General features: G+C 68.0%; 18 protein-coding genes. 9 read left to right on the forward strand and 9 right to left on the reverse strand.

What is annotated here, in order from left to right; all coding sequences use genetic code 11:
- Window positions 1–218 precede the first annotated feature (218 nt).
- Window positions 219–935, forward strand: a complete 717-nt coding sequence (locus ACF1AJ_RS16165; protein WP_391508271.1) for a hypothetical protein — start codon at window positions 219–221, stop codon at window positions 933–935.
- Here ACF1AJ_RS16165 and ACF1AJ_RS16170 read toward each other — a convergent pair.
- Window positions 907–1,338 carry an NAD(P)H-dependent oxidoreductase gene (locus tag ACF1AJ_RS16170; protein ID WP_391508272.1) on the reverse strand — a complete coding sequence of 144 codons (432 nt, stop codon included), beginning with the start codon at window positions 1,336–1,338 and terminating at the stop codon, window positions 907–909. The genes ACF1AJ_RS16165 and ACF1AJ_RS16170 overlap by 29 nt on opposite strands.
- Window positions 1,339–1,733: 395 nt before the next feature.
- Between ACF1AJ_RS16170 and ACF1AJ_RS16175 the strand changes: the two genes are divergently transcribed.
- Window positions 1,734–2,771, forward strand: a complete 1,038-nt coding sequence (locus ACF1AJ_RS16175; protein WP_391508273.1) for a hypothetical protein — start codon at window positions 1,734–1,736, stop codon at window positions 2,769–2,771.
- Window positions 2,772–3,073: 302 nt separating this feature from the next.
- Here ACF1AJ_RS16175 and ACF1AJ_RS16180 read toward each other — a convergent pair whose 3' ends face one another.
- From ACF1AJ_RS16180 to ACF1AJ_RS16195, 4 genes are all read right to left on the reverse strand, one after another.
- The gene (locus ACF1AJ_RS16180) at window positions 3,074–3,316 is read right to left on the reverse strand and encodes a hypothetical protein (protein WP_391508274.1); all 243 of its coding nucleotides are present in this window, start codon (window positions 3,314–3,316) and stop codon (window positions 3,074–3,076) included.
- A 91-nt stretch (window positions 3,317–3,407) separates the two neighbouring features.
- Window positions 3,408–4,097 carry a CE1759 family FMN reductase gene (locus ACF1AJ_RS16185; RefSeq protein WP_354477386.1) on the reverse strand — a complete coding sequence of 230 codons (690 nt, stop codon included), beginning with the start codon at window positions 4,095–4,097 and terminating at the stop codon, window positions 3,408–3,410.
- Window positions 4,098–4,142: 45 nt separating this feature from the next.
- Window positions 4,143–5,330, reverse strand: coding sequence for an LLM class flavin-dependent oxidoreductase (locus ACF1AJ_RS16190; protein ID WP_391508275.1), 1,188 nt, complete (start codon window positions 5,328–5,330; stop codon window positions 4,143–4,145).
- Between the two features lie 125 nt (window positions 5,331–5,455).
- A complete protein-coding gene (locus ACF1AJ_RS16195) occupies window positions 5,456–6,337 on the reverse strand; it encodes a LysM peptidoglycan-binding domain-containing protein (protein ID WP_391508276.1) in 882 nt (293 codons plus the stop codon).
- A gap of 106 nt (window positions 6,338–6,443) precedes the next feature.
- On the opposite strand from ACF1AJ_RS16195, the gene ACF1AJ_RS16200 reads away from it, so the two are divergent.
- A complete protein-coding gene (locus ACF1AJ_RS16200) occupies window positions 6,444–7,364 on the forward strand; it encodes a DMT family transporter (RefSeq protein WP_391508277.1) in 921 nt (306 codons plus the stop codon).
- Here the strand turns inward: ACF1AJ_RS16200 and ACF1AJ_RS16205 are convergent.
- From ACF1AJ_RS16205 to ACF1AJ_RS16220, 4 genes are all read right to left on the reverse strand, one after another.
- On the reverse strand, window positions 7,361–8,407 hold the full coding sequence (locus tag ACF1AJ_RS16205) for an alpha/beta hydrolase (protein ID WP_391508278.1): 1,047 nt from the start codon (window positions 8,405–8,407) through the stop codon (window positions 7,361–7,363). The genes ACF1AJ_RS16200 and ACF1AJ_RS16205 overlap by 4 nt on opposite strands.
- A gap of 107 nt (window positions 8,408–8,514) precedes the next feature.
- Window positions 8,515–10,833 (reverse strand): phosphoribosylformylglycinamidine synthase subunit PurL, encoded by a 2,319-nt coding sequence (gene purL, locus ACF1AJ_RS16210; protein ID WP_391508279.1) that lies wholly within the window; start codon window positions 10,831–10,833, stop codon window positions 8,515–8,517.
- 56 nt (window positions 10,834–10,889) lie between these two features.
- Complete coding sequence (locus ACF1AJ_RS16215) at window positions 10,890–11,672, reverse strand: hypothetical protein (RefSeq protein ID WP_391508280.1); 783 nt, start codon at window positions 11,670–11,672, stop codon at window positions 10,890–10,892.
- Window positions 11,669–12,202, reverse strand: a complete 534-nt coding sequence (locus tag ACF1AJ_RS16220) for an RNA polymerase sigma factor (protein WP_391508281.1) — start codon at window positions 12,200–12,202, stop codon at window positions 11,669–11,671. The genes ACF1AJ_RS16215 and ACF1AJ_RS16220 overlap by 4 nt, the downstream gene beginning before the upstream one ends.
- Window positions 12,203–12,336: 134 nt before the next feature.
- On the opposite strand from ACF1AJ_RS16220, the gene ACF1AJ_RS16225 reads away from it, so the two are divergent.
- The 6 genes from ACF1AJ_RS16225 (at window position 12,337) to ACF1AJ_RS16250 (ending at window position 14,269) form a co-directional block, all read left to right on the forward strand.
- Window positions 12,337–12,471: a hypothetical protein gene (locus tag ACF1AJ_RS16225; protein ID WP_391508282.1), complete on the forward strand. Its 135-nt coding sequence runs from the start codon at window positions 12,337–12,339 to the stop codon at window positions 12,469–12,471.
- Window positions 12,472–12,522: 51 nt separating this feature from the next.
- Window positions 12,523–12,792 (forward strand): DUF4265 domain-containing protein, encoded by a 270-nt coding sequence (locus tag ACF1AJ_RS16230; RefSeq protein WP_391508283.1) that lies wholly within the window; start codon window positions 12,523–12,525, stop codon window positions 12,790–12,792.
- 30 nt (window positions 12,793–12,822) lie between these two features.
- On the forward strand, window positions 12,823–13,212 hold the full coding sequence (locus tag ACF1AJ_RS16235; protein ID WP_391508284.1) for a hypothetical protein: 390 nt from the start codon (window positions 12,823–12,825) through the stop codon (window positions 13,210–13,212).
- 73 nt (window positions 13,213–13,285) lie between these two features.
- The gene (locus tag ACF1AJ_RS16240) at window positions 13,286–13,546 is read left to right on the forward strand and encodes a hypothetical protein (RefSeq protein WP_391508285.1); all 261 of its coding nucleotides are present in this window, start codon (window positions 13,286–13,288) and stop codon (window positions 13,544–13,546) included.
- Window positions 13,547–13,912, forward strand: a complete 366-nt coding sequence (locus ACF1AJ_RS16245) for a hypothetical protein (RefSeq protein WP_391508286.1) — start codon at window positions 13,547–13,549, stop codon at window positions 13,910–13,912.
- A gap of 39 nt (window positions 13,913–13,951) precedes the next feature.
- The gene (locus ACF1AJ_RS16250) at window positions 13,952–14,269 is read left to right on the forward strand and encodes a hypothetical protein (RefSeq protein WP_391508287.1); all 318 of its coding nucleotides are present in this window, start codon (window positions 13,952–13,954) and stop codon (window positions 14,267–14,269) included.
- Window positions 14,270–14,344 lie beyond the last annotated feature (75 nt).

The raw sequence follows: 14,344 nt of genomic DNA on the forward strand, positions 1-14,344 counted from the left end.
ACCTCCCTGTTCTACCCCGACCCTATCGCCCCGGCCCCGCGCGGCAGCGAGCCGCAGGGCGGGTGGCGCGGCGGCGTGTTCGCGAGGGGAAAGGCACGCGGCCGTGCGGGACGTTGATCGGGCTCCGGTCGCTCGTTAGGGTGAGTCGAGTCGAGTCGAGTCGAGTCGGTCCGGGTTTCGGGTGCAGAGGGCCGGCCTCAGGGGGGCGTCATCCAGTCATGAGCGGTGCGACGACGCTTCGGCCGACGGACGAAGCCCTGCTCCGCGTCACGACGCTCGACGAGAGCGACCGCCCGGTGCGTCTTCTGACGGACGACTGGAAGTTGGTCGACGAGCTCGACGTCGCCGTCGAGCGGGCGCGCTCGCCGTTGCGTCGCGCATCGATTACCGCGCGCCTCGGCGACGCGGCGGTCATTCTCATGGCGTTGGCCGCCTGCATTATCGTCGGCATTTCGGCCGTTCCGAACCCAGCGAAACGGCCGATCATCGTCGCCGTTTTCGTGCTGGCGGCGGGTATTGAACTAGTCCGCCTCGAGTATCCGGGCTACCACAACAAGCGGGCACGGATGCGGGGGCCGAGCAACGCGCGTCCGGTCTACTTCGCGGGCGGTTCGCCCTACTCCCGCCGCCGGCTCGTGCTCGGTCGGCGTTGCCTCTTCCTGATCTCGGAAGACGGTCGCATCTCCCAACTCCCGTGGAGCGACATCTCGGTGGTCGGGCTGGATTTCCGCATGTCCGGAGCCGTGATGGTGATGGCGGTGGACGGTCGATTTCTCCCGCTGGCGACCTCCGGGCGCGTCGGCGGTGCGTTATCGCTGGTGTGGGGCGGAAATTGGTGGGGTCGGCACGAGCAGTTCCGGACGTCGCTGAAGGACGACCTGGAACGCACCGGCGTACCCGTCGCCGTCATCGACTGGTCGGCTGTCGCGATCTGAGCCTTGCCTGGCCGCACACGACGACGCGCCCCGGTCGCCCGGGGCCCGTCGTTCCGTCATGCTGCGCTACTTGCGCGTGCCCGGCAACGTCCCGCCCGCGGCGAGGCGCATGAGGTCGGAGCCGAGGTCGATGCCCAGCTCGTTGCCGCCGTTCGCGGGCGGCGCGGTCGATGCGCTTGCCGAGGGCCTTGTCCTGCCAGTCCTCGGTCGATGCGAACACCGAGGTCGGCGTGGTCATCGTCCGGAGGAAGGCGAACAGCGACCGCATCTCGCCGTCGACGACGAGCGCGTGACGGGCGGTGCCCGCGGTCGCGCCGAGCACGACCGGCTTGGCGATCAGCAGGTCGTTGTCGAGCACCTGGAAGAACGAGGTGAACAGCCCGCTCGGTCCCGCCTTGTACACCGGGGCCGTCGCGATGATGCCGTTGCTCTCTTACGGGACCGACTGACTCGGCTTCGCCATCTCGTCATCGCCGTCGCGTTCATCGGCCCGCTGCGCGATCCGATCGGCGACATCTGGGTGCTGCGCTTCGGGATGATCGCCTGCGTCATGGTGATCCCGTTCCCCTTGATCGCAGGCACGGTGCGCGGCATCCCGTGCGGCTGGCAGCTGGCCACACCGCTCCCGCGATCTGAACACCCCTTCGACCGGTGAGTCCCCGCTGAGCATGCGCAGCGTCGAGCGTTGCTCAAAAAAGTCCACGGCTCGGCGTCATGAACTGAGGCTGGCTGTGTCTAAAGGAGTAACAGGCCTAACCGACCAGGAGTAGTGAACTGCCGACCGTTCCGGTTTGCCGGGTGACGGACAACCCCAGTTCATTTCGTTCGGTGTTGAACGAAGAGAAAGACTCAATGAAGAAGTTTCGTGTACTGATGCCAGCCGCAATGCTGGCCGGGGTCTGCGTTATCGCGGCAAGCCTGACCGGGTTCGCCGCGCTGGACGCTGAGGAGGTCAACGCAGTGGATGCGGTGGCCGCGATCCAAGGTGTCGCGCCTGAGTCGCTTTCCGGCCTTGCCGCGACGAGTAGGGACAGCGTCACCGCCGCGGCTGCCACCGTCGAGGGCGGCAGGGTCGTGGTCCCGGCTGACCCGACCGACGGTCTCTCGCTCGGGGACTCGGTTCAGATCGGGTTGCCGTTTGCCCAGCACGCGTCCGACGCGACGGACTCGCAGCTTCCGGGCGTCGTGGCGTACGACAACAAGAACGGCTCGACCACCGTCCCGCTCATCAAGGCTGACGGAGCCCTGCAGATCAATACGGTGATCGACAATGCCAACGCTCCGAGACGGTACGACTACCCGATCGGCGTTCCCCAGGGGGCGACCCTCACGCAGGATGCGAACGGTACTGTTGCGGTTGTCGCAGCGGACGGGTCGCCGCTGCGGGTTTTCGGTGAAGCCTGGGCGAAGGACGCCAACGGCAGCCCGGTGCCGACCCGCTACGAGGTGCACGGGAGTACCCTCACCCAGGTGGTCGAGTTCAGCGAGCACACAGCGTTCCCCGTCATCGCTGACCCGTCGACCGGTGTGTACTCGTACAACTGCGTGCTTCAGAACGGCAGCAGCTACTTCCTCAAGCCGGGGACCGCGCTCAACACATGCAAAGGTTCGTATCTGCAGAAGTACATCAACGGCGCAAAGGTCCAGACCATCGCGCTTACTGGCTACGGGACCCCCGCGAACCCCGAAGCGTTCGGCACCCCCGACTGTTACATTGCGATCGGTGTTGGGCTGGGAACGCTCTATGGTCCCGGCTGGTTGGTCCGCTTCCTTTCCGGTGCGATCGGATACGTTGCTACCCAGGGACTGCCCAATATCACTGCTTGTCGAGGATGAAGAATGAGTAAGTCGCATGACCTTCCCCGTTGGATGAGGTGGTCGTTTGGTTTGCCACGGCTCTGGACCGGATTCGCTTGGCTTGGTCTTGCAGCATGCGTGACCGTCTTTGGTATCACGGCCAACAACACCGCTTCGTATGTTTTCGCGGGGTTGGCCTGCCTGTTTGGTGTGATCTTTATCGTCATCGCCACTCACGATAAGAAGTACAGGGTTGGGCGATACCGGCGTCTCGACTGACCGCCTGTCACCGCGCAGCCAGCCCCCTGGACACGTTGTCCGGAGGGACTGTGCTGTTTCTACTACCATGCGCGAGCTGGTGCCGAGGCCGGCCTGTGGTGCGCATCTCCCCGGCTGCGATTGCAGCTGCGATGGGAAGGGCGGAAGTTCGCGGGAGATTCCTCGTACTGCGGGTGGATGCTGACGGGGAAGTAGTGGTCCGGCTCGAAGGCGTCGTAGCCGTCGCGCAGCAGGTAGTCGATAGCTCCTCCGCACGGCCAGCAGCGGGCGGCTTGGCACAGCAGCCGAAACTCGGTGCGCAGCATGGCCATGCGCCTACCTCGCCTACTGGCTCGCCCGGCGCCTGGAACGCGAACAGGCGCCCGCCCGCGAGGGCGAGCGCCTGCCGGTCGCCGGTCAGCGGGTGGTGGGAAGCGTTCCGCCGGCGGCGAGGCGCATGAGGTCGGAGCCGAGGTCGATGCCCAGCTCGTTGCCGCCGGCCGAGCCGAACTCGTGCTGGTAGCTGTCCCACGAGGTGTCCGTGATCTTGGACTCGACCTCGGACTCCATCAGCACGACCAGTTCACGGGCGGCGCGGTCGATGCGCTTGCCGAGGGCCTTGTCCTGCCAGTCCTCGGTCGACGCGAACACCGAAGTCGGCGTGGTCATCGTCCGGAGGAAGGCGAACAGCGACCGCATCTCGCCGTCGACGACCAGCGCGTGACGGGCGGTGCCCGCGGTCGCGCCGAGCACGACCGGCTTGGCGATCAGCAGGTCGTTGTCGAGCACCTGGAAGAACGAGGTGAACAGCCCGCTCGGCCCCGCCTTGTACACCGGGGCAGTGGCGATGATGCCGTCGGCCGACTTCAGCGCCTCGATCGCCTTGGTGAACTTCGGTCCCAGGTGGCCGGACGCGAGGGCGGCGCCCAGCTCCGGCAGGAGCTCGCGCAGGTCGAGGTTGAGCGTCTCGACCGTGCGGCCGTCGCGCTGGGCGGCGGCCTCCACGCGCAGCGCGAGGCGGTCGGCGAGCATCTTGGTGGACGACGGGTCGCTGACGCCCGCGTTCACCACGACGACGCGGAACGGCCGCAGGTCTGATGTGTTCATGGTCTGTCCTTGTCTCGATCGATGGTCGGTGGATGCTGCCCGGCGTCAGAGCGCCGGGTAGCTCACCTCGACCTGCTCGTCGGTGTCCTGGTAGGGGGAGGCGCCGGTGACGTTGTCTCCGCGGTTCGCGTTCGGGCGCGGCTGGCGCGGGTCCGCGTCGCCGTACTTCGCCTTCACGAGGGACGCGTGGGTGGGGGCGTCCGGCGTCTCCGGGTCCTTGCGCGCCTCGGTCTCCTTGCGGAGGACGGGGATGACGTGCTCGCCGAGCAGGTCCAGCTGCTCGAGCACCGTCTTGAGCGGCAGGCCGGCGTGGTCCATCAGGAACAGCTGGCGCTGGTAGTCGCCCGCCCACTCGCGGAATGTCAGCGTCTTGTCGATGACCTCCTGCGGGCTGCCGACGGTCAGCGGGGTCGCGTCCGTGAACTCCTCCATCGTCGGACCGTTGCCGTAGACCGGGGCCTCGTTGAAGTACGGGCGGAACTGGTTCTTCGCGTCCTGCGAGTTCTTCGCGATGAAGGCCTGGCCGCCGAGTCCGACGATCGCCTGCTTGGCGGTGCCGTGGCCGTAGTGCTCGAAGCGCTCGCGGTAGAACGCGATCAGACGCTGGAAGTGCTCTTTCGGCCAGAAGATGTTGTTGGCGAAGAACCCGTTGCCGTAGAACGCGGCCTGCTCGGCGACCTCCGGGGTGCGGATGCTGGCGTGCCAGACGAACGGCGGCACGTCGTCGAGGGGGCGCGGCGTGGAGGTGAAGCCCTGCAGCGGCGTGCGGAAGCGTCCCTCCCAGTCGACGACGTCCTCGCGCCACAGGCGGTGCAGGAGGTTGTAGTTCTCGAGCGCGAGCGGCAGGCTCTGACGGATGTCCTGGCCGAACCACGGGTACACCGGGCCGGTGTTGCCGCGCCCGACCATGAGGTCCATGCGGCCCTTCGACAGGTGCTGGAGCATCGCGTACTCCTCGGCGATGCGCACCGGGTCGTTCGTGGTGATCAGGGTGGTGGATGTGGTGACCGTGAGCCGCTCGGTGAGGGCAGCGATGTGGGCCAGCAGGGTGGTGGGCGACGAGGAGAAGAACGGCGGGTTGTGGTGCTCGCCGATGGCGAAGACGTCCAGCCCGACCTCCTCCGCGTGCTTCGCGATCTTCACGATCGCGTCGATGCGCTCCGCCTCGCTCGGCGTCTCACCGGACACGGGGTCGCGGGTGATGTCGCTGACGGAGAAGATTCCGTACTGCATGACTGGCTCCTCAGGTTTGTTCTCGCCGTTTCTATGCAAACGCATACAACGCGACAGGGGGCGAGGTATTCCCATCCTGGCGCGCGCGGTCGCATGGGGGTAGGCCGGCGGTGTGAAACCGCAGGTCAGAGGGCTTGAGGATCGAGGTTCAGCGACTGATTCTCGAGCAGGTTGAGGCTGCCGTCGTACGCGCGACCGCTCGGGTTCAGCCAGAGCAGGTCCTGCGAGGTGATGCCGAACCGCTGCGCGACGCCGTCGAACGTGTCTCCGGCCGCCACCACGTACCGCGCGGGAGCACCGGAGGGGGTGGTCTCCGCAACGCCCCCTGCCGCGCCCGCACGCGCCCCGCCGTCGACGGGATGCACGTTGGTCGCGCGCTCGGGGATCGACCAGCGGACGGTGTTCACCGCGAGCACCTTGTCCGGGCCGAGCTCCACGGGGACGCCGTCGGGCGACGCGACGGACGAGTAGGTCACCAGGGTGCCGAGGTATGACGGGTTGCCGACGTAGCCCAGCGGGACCGTCGAGGCGGCGGCCGCGCCGGCCGTGGGGCCGCCGAGGGCGTGGTCGGCGACGCCATGCCAGGTGAGGCCGTCCCCGACCTGCGGTGGGACGTCGAGCAAGGTGACCGAGACGGGCACCGGGACGCTCGAGGTGAACCCGCTGTACTGGATCGAGTACGTGTTGTCGCCGTTCGACACGATCCGGTAGTGGAAGTGGATGCTGCCCTTGGGCGACGCGACACTCGCCTCGGCGACGGTGGTGCCCGACGGGACGGGAGCGAGCGTCGGTGGCGGAGGCGGCGGTGCCGTCGGCGTCGGTGTCGCGCTGGGCGTCGGCGACGGCGGCGCGGAGTGCGTCGGCTTCGGCTTCGCCGTCGTGTGCCGCGCGACCGGCTTCGCCTGCGCCCCTCCGTCGAAGAGCGCGCAGCCGGACAGCGCGATGGCGAGCGCGACGAGCATCCCCGCGGCCGCAACGGTGCGATCGCGCCTATTCGTTCGAAACATGTTCCCCCCTCCGGGAACGCTACCAAATACCGGCTGGCCGGATCTCATCCATCCGTGTCCGATTCCCGCACGCGCGGGGTCGGTGGCACCCGCTAGCGTCGACTGGGTGAAGGTCGCTGTGCAGTTCGTCGCCATGGGGCTCGTGTGGGGCGCCAGCTTCCTGTTCATGAAGGTGGCCCTCGAGGGCGTGAGCTTCGGCCAGGTCGCGTGGGCGAGGCTCGTGTTCGGTGCGCTGACGCTGGGCATCATCGCGCTCATCATGCGCGCGCGACTGCCGCGGGAGCCGATCGTCTGGCTGCACTTCACGGTGGTCGCGGTCACCTACTGCGTCATCCCGTTCCTCCTGTTCGCATGGGCCGAGCAGTACGTGTCCTCCAGCCTCGCGAGCATCTACAACGCCGTCACGCCGATCACGACGGCGATCCTCGTCACCGCCGCGTTCCGGGTCGAGAAGCTCAACCGTGACCAGGTGCTCGGCGTGCTGATCGGTGTCGTCGGCGTCGTCGTGGTGGTCGGGCCCTGGGCGGTGGATGCGCTGGCCGGCAGCCTCTGGGGCCAGCTCGCCTGCCTCGGAGCGGTCACGTGCTACGGCTTCAGCTTCGGCTACATCCGCACGTTCATCAGCCCGCGGGCGGTGTCCGCGACGACGAGCGCACTCATGAACATCGGGCTGGCGGCGGTCATCATGATCCTGCTGACGCCGGTGGTGGCGTGGCACCCGATCACGTTCAGCTGGCCGGTGCTGCTCTCCCTGCTGGCGCTCGGCGCCCTCGGGACGGGCGTCGTCTACATCTGGAACATGAACGTGCTGCGCGCGTGGGGCCCGACGGCGACGTCGGGTGTCACCTACGTGACGCCGGTGGTGGGCGTGGCCCTCGGCATCCTCGTGCTCGGCGAGCACCTGACGTGGAACGAACCGGTGGGCGCCGTGATTGTGTTCGCCGGCATCCTGCTCACCCAGCAGCGCGTCCGGCTGTTCACCCGCCGTCAGGCCGAGCTGGCCGCCCAGGAGGCCGCGGCGCGTTAGCTGTGGGCGCGGAGGAAGGCGATCGTCGCATCCAGCGCCGTGTGCGCCTCCGCGAACTTCAGGTGGAACTGGTACTCGTGCGGCAGCGCGGGCTCGTGGTCGGCGGGCCAGAACAGCTCGGTCACGTCGACGCCCTTCGCGCGCAGGGCGGCGGCCATCGGCACGGACTGCGTCCAGGTGAGGCCGTCGCCGTTGCCGCCGGAGATGTAGGTGGGCGGGAAGGCGGGGGTGACGTGCTGGATGGTCGACATCGTGGACCCGACATAGGTCTGGGACCAGTCCTTCGTGCCGCTGTACGACCACAGGGCCGTCTTGAAGCCCCAGCCGTCGATCCCGGTCAGGCTGGCGAGCGCGTCGAGGTCGTAGACGCCGCAGTTGAGCACGACGGCCGACAGCTGGTCCGGCTGGAGTGCGGGTGCGATCCCCATCAGGTTCGCGTATTCGGGGCTGGTGGTCAGGACGGCGAGCTGGCTGGCGAGCTGCGACCCGGCGGAGTCGCCGGCGAGGATGATGCGGCTGGGGTCGATGCCGAGCGTCTCGGCGTGCGCGTCCAGGTACGCGAGCGCGTCGTTGAGCTGTCGGACGGCGGTCGGGTAGGTCGCCTCGGGTCCGACGGTGTAGTTGAGGCCGACGGTCGTGAACCCCTGGTCGGCCAGGATGCGCAGGTAGGGGTCGACATTGGAGCTGGCGCCCGAGATCCAGGCGCCGCCGTGGATCCAGACCACGGTGGGGAGCGGGTCGGTGGCGCTGCCGGGGCGGAAGATGTCGAACGTCGTGTCGGGCGAGCCGGGTGCGTACCGCAGGCCGGTCTGGGCCGTCACCCCGGTGGTGGGCACGAACGGCTTCATTTCGGCGACCGTCTCGGCGGCGCCCTTCTCGAAGACGCTGCGGATCGCGAGGGCGGACGGCCACGGTGACGACGACGCGAGGCTGGCGAGGATGAGCACGCACAGCAGCACGATGGCGGTGACGGACACGACGCGGCGGGCCCGCCGTGAGAGCAGTGGAGGCGTCGGCAGCTCGTCGGCGCGGGCACGGGTCATGCCCTCACCGTAGCGACCCCCGCCGCCTGCTCCGGAGTTTTTCGCCCTCAGACCGCGTGTCGGGGGCGAAAAACTCCGGAGCGGATGGCTGGGGAGGTGGTGCGGGGTTACGCGACCGTCGGGCCGAAGCGCTCGGGGAGCGTCGAGCGGTGCACGCCGCGCAGCTCCTCCAGGCCGATCGTGAAGAGGTCCTGCACCTCGAGCACGGGCTGGGCGCCGACCTCGGCGTCCGTCACGCCGATGCGGAGCGCGGGGATGCCGCGACCCTCGCACAGGCCGCGGAACTTCACGTCGTCCTCGCGCGGGACGGTGACCAGGACGCGTGCCGTCGACTCCGAGAAGAGCGCGGTCGCCGCATCCACCCCGTCGCGCTCCTCGATCTCGGTGAGCCACACGCGGGCGCCGACGCCGAAGCGGATGACGCTCTCGGCGAGGGCCTGCGCCAGGCCGCCGTCCGCGAGGTCGTGGGCGGACGAGACCAGACCCTCCAGCGAGGCCGCGTGCAGCGCCTCGGCGAGCGAGCGCTCGGCGTCCAGGTCGACCGCCGGCGGGTGGCCGCCGAGGTGGCCGTGGATGGTGCCGGCCCAGGCCGAGCCGTCCAGCTCCTCGCGGGTGACGCCGAGGAGGTAAATGTTCTCGCCCTCGTCCTGCCAGCCGCTCGGGATGCGGCGGGCGACGTCGTCGATCACGCCGAGCACGCCGACCACCGGGGTCGGGAAGATCGGGGTGTCTCCCGTCTGGTTGTAGAAGGAGACGTTGCCGCCGGTGACCGGGATCTCGAGCTCCAGGCAGGCGTCGGAGAGTCCCTCGACGGCCTCCGAGAACTGCCACATGACCTCGGGGTTCTCCGGGCTGCCGAAGTTGAGGCAGTCCGTGACCGCGACGGGCACCGCGCCGGAGGCGGCGACGTTGCGGTACGCCTCGGCCAGCGCCAGCTTGGCTCCCTGCTTCGGGTCGAGCTGGCAGTAGCGGCCATTGGCGTCGGTCGCGATGGCGAAGCCGAGGCCCGACTCCTCGTCGACGCGGATCATGCCCGCGTCGTCGGGGAAGGCGAGCGCGGTGTTGCCGCCCACGAAGTAGTCGTACTGGTCGGTGACCCAGCCCTTATCGGCGAGGTTGGCACTGCCGAGGAGGGCGAGCGTCTGCTCGCGCAGCTCGTCGCCGGTCGTCGGGCGGGCGAGCACAGAGGCCGAGTCGTCCTGCAGCGCGTCGATCCAGGTCGGGTAGGCGACAGGACGCTCGTAGACCGGACCATCGACCGCGACGGTGCGCGGGTCGACGTTGACGATCTCCTCGCCCTTCCAGTTGATGACGAGGCGGCCGGTCTCGGTGACCTCGCCCAGCACGCTGGTCTCGACATCCCACTTGGCGGTGACGGCGAGAAAGGCGTCGAGCAGCTCCGGCTTGACGACGGCCATCATGCGCTCCTGGCTCTCCGACATGAGGATCTCCTCAGCGGTGAGGCTCGGGTCGCGCAGGAGCACCTTGTCGAGCTCGATGAACATCCCGCCGTCGCCGTTGGAGGCGAGCTCGCTGGTTGCGCAGGAGATGCCGGCGGCGCCCAGATCCTGGATGCCCTCGACCAGCTTGTCGCGGAACAGCTCCAGGCAGCACTCGATAAGCACCTTCTCGGCGAACGGGTCGCCGACCTGCACGGCCGGACGCTTCGTCGGGCCGCCCGCGGAGAACGTGTCGGACGCGAGGATGCTGGCCCCGCCGATCCCGTCGCCGCCGGTGCGCGCACCGAACAGCACGACCTTGTTGCCCGCGCCGGACGCGTTCGCCAGGTGCAGGTCCTCATGGCGGAGCACGCCCACCGAGAGGGCGTTGACCAGCGGGTTGCCCTGGTACACCGGGTCGAAGTAGGTCTCGCCGCCGATGTTGGGCAGGCCCAGGCAGTTGCCGTAGAAGGAGATGCCGGAGACGACGCCGTGCACGACGCGCGCGGTGTCCGGGTTGTCGATGGCGCCGAAGCGCAGCTGGTCCATCACGGCGACCGGGCGGGCGCCCATCGAGATGATGTCGCGAACGATGCCGCCGACGCCGGTCGCGGCGCCCTGGAACGGCTCGATGTAGGAGGGGTGATTGTGCGACTCCACCTTGAAGGTGACCGCCCAGCCCTCGCCGACGTCCACGACGCCGGCGTTCTCGCCCATGCCGACCATGAGGTTCTTCTTCATCGCCGGGCTCACTTTCTGCCCGAACTGCCGCAGGTAGATCTTCGACGACTTGTAGGAGCAGTGCTCCGACCACATCACCGAGTACATCGCCAGCTCGCCGCTGGTCGGGCGGCGGCCGAGGATCTCGCGGATGCGCGCGTACTCGTCCTCCTTGAGCCCGAGAGCCGCGAACGGCTGCTCCCGCTCCGGGGTCTCGATCGCGTTCGCGACGGTGTCGACGACGTGGGCGGTGGCGGTGTCGGTCACGCGGGCACTCCAGGCTGGGCGGGGCTGGGCGGGGATGTGCTCCAGTCTACCGGGCGTCACGCCGGGCAGAACTCGCTCGGAATGACAGACACAGGGCTCACCATGATCACGTCGACGCGGTCGTGAAGCGTCCTGAAGACGATCCACGTGCCCGCGCTGTCCTGGAGTCCGTAATTGTCGGCCACCTCGTTGTACGTGCCGGTGAGTGCGATCCCCGGGTAGGCGGCGAGCAGCTCCTCTGTCGTGCTTCCGATGCCGATGCCCCGATCGGTGCGCGGCGTCACGGGAGCCGGGTCGCCGTAAATCGTGAAGTTGTAGTTCAACAAGAGCGAATCCACTGTGTCCGGCTGCTGCTGCGGCGAGAACGCGGAGATGCCCAGATGATCCGATGCTACGAGGTCGACCTGCCGGGGTTTGCATCGCTCATCCGTCTCATCCGCGAAGCCTGATGCGGCGGAAGGGACCGACACGATCGGCATCGACAGCCGGAAGGGGCCGACTCCGTTGAAGTCGATCGTCCAGGTCGATGGGTCCGCGGGATCGGGGGCGGCCGCCGTCGGAGTCGGGGTCGGCGTCGGCGTGGATGTCGGTGTCGGCGTCGGCGTTACCGTCGGCGTCGGCGACGTGGTCGGTGCGACCGGCGCGGGGTCGAACAGCCCGGTGCCGAGCGCGTACGCGACCGAGCCGCCGGAGATGGTCAGGGCGAGCACGACGAGCGTCGCCACGAGCGCGGTGCGCTTGCGGCCGCCGGCACGTCCGGGGTGGGCGGCCGCGTTGTCGACCACGAGTTCGCGGATCGCCGCCTTGCGGCGCGGGTCGAAGGTCGGCTCGTCGCTCATCGCTCTCCTCCGTTCATCAGTTCTGCGAGTCGGGACTTGGCCCGGGACAGGCGCGACTTCACGGTTCCGGGCGCGATCCCCAGCGCCTCGGCCGCCTCGGCTGTGCTGAGTTCTTCGAGCACGCAGAGAGTCAGGATGTCCTGGTCGCGTCTCGGCAGTGTCGCGAGCGCCGTGCGCAACGCGGCGCGGCGCGCATCCCGGTCGATGCGGTCGTCCACGGCGGCCGCGTGATCGGGAGAGTGCTCCGGGGGTGGCAGCTGTCGCAGGCCGTCCCGATACCGCCGCGAGGCACGTGCGTAGTTGCGGAAGACGAAGTTCGTCATCACCAGCAGCCAGCCGATGACCGAGCCGTTCACGACCCGCATCGAATACCGCCGGCGCCACGCCTCGAGGAACACGACAGCGGTCACGTCCTCCGCGTCGTGGATGGATGCGGTCAGCCGGACGGCCTGGCGGAACACGCGGTCGTGGTGCAGGTCGAACAGTGCCCCGAACGCGTCCGGATCTCCGGCGTTCACGCGTTCAAGCACGTCCGGCTCGTCGATTCGGATTCCCCTCACATCTATGAAGTGTCCACGACGGAGGTCGCGGTTCCCGAATGTGGTGAAAGCGAGCCGTCGGGCGGTCGGCGTCCCACGCTAAGGTGTCCCGCGAGGAGGCCGCCATGTATGTCCGACGCCTGTCGAAGGAGACCGAGGAGCTGTTCCGCTCAGTGGTGCCGGACGCTCCGGACGCGCCCAGCGGGGCGATGCGCGAATCGGCGCATCCCTCCGACAATCGCGAGCCGGGCGCAGAGTGACCGGCATCCGCGAGGCTGTCCACCGAGATCCGATCTGGCGTCGGCGACAGGGTGGAGGTCGATGCCGACTTCCTCGTGCGGAGGGTCGTACATCCGTCTGGTCGTTACGTGTTCCGCGTCCATTTCGTACGGCCGGAGTCGCGGTTCCGTGAAGAGGTCGTTCGCGAGTTGACCGAGCGAGGTGCACTCGTGGAATGGTCATCCGCCGGAATGTTCGCAGTCGACGCACGGGATGCGGGGCACGCCCAGCAGATCGCGGATTATCTGGCTCAGCAGGAGCACCTCGGCCGACTCGCCTACGAGACGGGGAGGACACAGTGACGGAGACGAACCGCAGGGAGAGGAGCCGAAATGAAAAGTGCCCACGTGGTCTCTGAGGACAGCGATCTGTTCGAGAAGTTCGCATCGATGCTCGCCGAGAACGGCGGTCACCGCACTCCGGATATGGCCCAACTCGTCGATGCCGAGGGCCGCATGCTCACCGTGTTCGCCATGACGTCCGACGAGTGGCTGGCGGAGTTGCAGCTGCCTCCGGAAACGCCGGAACGCACTGTGGGGCGTCCGCCTGTGTCGCCGCTCTCGTCACTCACTGCCTGCACGGTGGAGTGTCGTTGGGAGACGGTGTTCGTATCCTGGGTCCAGCGGCTTGCGCAGCAGAGTTCGGCCGACGTGTGGGTGCTCGACGGGGATGACGTGCTCTGGGCATCCGACCAGCTCGACGCCGACGGGTTGCGCCTGTGAGCGGTACTAGCCGCGGCGGCCTTTATGACAGAGGGCGCACCTCGGACCACGATTCGACGATTTTGGGGCGGCAATGACGACGTTTCGGATGCTGTCGGCCGACACCATCGAGGACCCGTCCGGATCGACCGTCCAGATCCTTGGCAGAACCGGTCTGCGGGTCACACTGCATGGCGACACGTACACGATCGACTCCGAAATGCTCGCGCTACCGATGAGCATCGTGTTGTATCGGAACTCGGTCGCGCCCGAGGCTGCAGACAGGTCACCTGGAGTGTTCCAGCTGGCCGTCGATGCACTCACCTGGGCCGGGTTCGCGGTCGAGACGATCTGAATGAGCGTCTACTACCTCAGCTCCTTTGACAGCGCGCTGTTCGAGGCCGTTCGGCGATGCACAGTGATCACGGCGCTCGCCTTCGATACCGGCAGATCGGCGCTCCTGGTCGACCTGGATCCCGCGGTCGTCGGGCAGCACTTCAACGTCGGAGAAGATCTGCGCCGCTTCATTCTGACATCGCGGTTCCACGGCGACGATGTGGCGGCAATCGACCGCTTTCCGTTCTTCGCGTACATCTGTCTGCCCAAGAAGGGATGGCCGGAGCTCGAGACTCCTCTGCACGCCGCCGATATCGATATCGTCGGCTGGGTCGAGCTCTACCGCACAGCGACGGACGCCTCGGCGCACCGGTTCGACCCGTAGACCGTGAGGACGAAGAGGAAGACGCATCGGAGGGTGGCAGTGTCGCATGAACTCGACTTCGGCAACGCGATGGCGGATGTGACGGCCGCGATTCTCGCGTCTGGCACCGACCGGATCTATTCGGTGCTCATGGCCGCCGGCGGTCGCTTCAGCGACCTCATGGAGTCCCGCCACGGTCCCGCGGCCTACCGAGTCTGGATGAACATCAGCGACCTTGTCGACGACCCCCGCGGTCCGCTGTCCGAGGAGGAGGCGCTGTCCGTCGCAACGCAGGCGGCACGAGAATGGCAGACACTCGACACCCGGTCGCACGAAGAAGTGGACGACTATTTCGCCCGCTGGTCTGAGAGAGTCTGACGTCGTTGTGCAACGGGCGGTTCTGCGCGGGTAAGCCGGATGGCCGTGCCACGACGCCCCGCGCTATCGTGTTCC

The sequence above is a fragment of the Leifsonia sp. NPDC014704 genome, assembly GCF_043083605.1.
Lineage (GTDB): Bacteria > Actinomycetota > Actinomycetes > Actinomycetales > Microbacteriaceae > Leifsonia.